Annotated in this window: 2 protein-coding genes; both read left to right on the plus strand. The window is 59.3% G+C overall.

What is annotated here, in order from left to right:
* On the plus strand, positions 1-693 hold a 693-nt coding region (locus ACFTWP_RS41755; RefSeq protein WP_380270400.1), incomplete at its 5' end, for a glycosyltransferase.
* A gap of 24 nt (positions 694-717) precedes the next feature.
* Positions 718-1,387 (plus strand): hypothetical protein (locus ACFTWP_RS41760; RefSeq protein WP_380270401.1); only part of this gene is annotated, 670 nt, incomplete at its 3' end.

Below are 1,387 nucleotides of genomic sequence, written 5' to 3' on the forward strand. Positions count from 1 at the left end.
CGGGCCGTGGGTCTGAAACAGCCGATCGCCATCGTGCATAACGGTGTGACGATTCCGGAGCTGGACAATCCCGGGTTGCCGTCCTGGTGGACCGGCGAACTGGCATCCCGGAAACTGCTGCTTTATTTCGGGCGGTTGCATCCCAAGAAGGGCGTGGAGAATCTGCTGAGCGCCTGGAAGGGGTGCGTCATGACGGATTCGATCAATGCGCGCTGGAACCTGATCGTCGGTGGTTGGGGGGATCCTTCCTACGTCGATAAATTGCGCGGCATGGTCAGCGAGGGCGTGAACGGCGACGGGGTCCATTTCATCGGTCCGCAATTCGGCCAGGACAAGGAAAAAACCTACGCGGCCTGCGATTGCGTGATCCTGCCGTCGTTCAGCGAAGGCCTGCCGATGGTGCCGCTCGAGGCATGGTCGTTCCGGAAACCCGTCGCGCTGACGCGCGAATGCAATCTGTCGATCGGATTTTCCCGACACGCCGCATTCGAGATTCTCAATTCGGTCGAGGGACTGCGCGCATTCCTTGGCGACCTGCATGCCATCGACGATGCACGGCTCGTGGCAATGGGCAATGTGGCGAGATCGCTGGTCGAAAGTCATTTCACGTGGAATGTGGTTGCCACGCAAATGGCCGACGTTTATGGCTGGCTGATAGGGCTTCGCGACCAGCCGCCCTGCGTCATCGATTGAGTATCCGACAGGCGAAGGGATGACATGGAAATCATAGGCTATATCGCGGTAATCAATCTGTTGTGCTGGGGCATCTGCTTCGCGTTCGTGCTGGCGATGCGCATGCCCATTTATCATCCGATCTTTCTGTACCTGATCTATCACTTCCTGGGATACGTCATACGCCCGATCAACATTTACCTGATCGGCAGATCCCTGCTGTGGAACACGATCGGGTTGACTCCATCGGACGGAACGCTCTGGCTGACGTGCCTCAATATCAACTGCGCGCTGCTCGCCGCGGTTATCCTGCCGGCACTTGTGGAGCCGCGCAATCTTCGGCAGCTCAGGATTCCACCGACCCGCCTCGTCATCACCGACAAGGTACGATTTTTCGCGGCCCTGATCGTGCTCGTCGCGCTCGGCTTGTATTCGACGCATGTCGCGTACGGGACTGCCGGTATCGACTCGGTCCAGTCGTTCGAGGTGCAGGTCGATTCGAATGGCGGCCAACGCCTGGTGGGGGTGTCCGGCTATCTGATGGCGTTTGCGGAATTCATTCCGGCCGCGCTGCTGATCCTGATCCTCGCTTATGGCGTGACGCCGCCGATGGCTGCAGGGATCGGTGCATTCGTGCTGTTGCGCATACTGGTTGGCGCGCAGCGGCTGTCGTTCGTCATCGTCGTGCTGAGCGCATTGACCATCGGGTTGATGC

The sequence above is a fragment of the Kitasatospora sp. NPDC057015 genome (genome assembly GCF_042673745.1).
Classification (GTDB): domain Bacteria; phylum Actinomycetota; class Actinomycetes; order Streptomycetales; family Streptomycetaceae; genus Kitasatospora.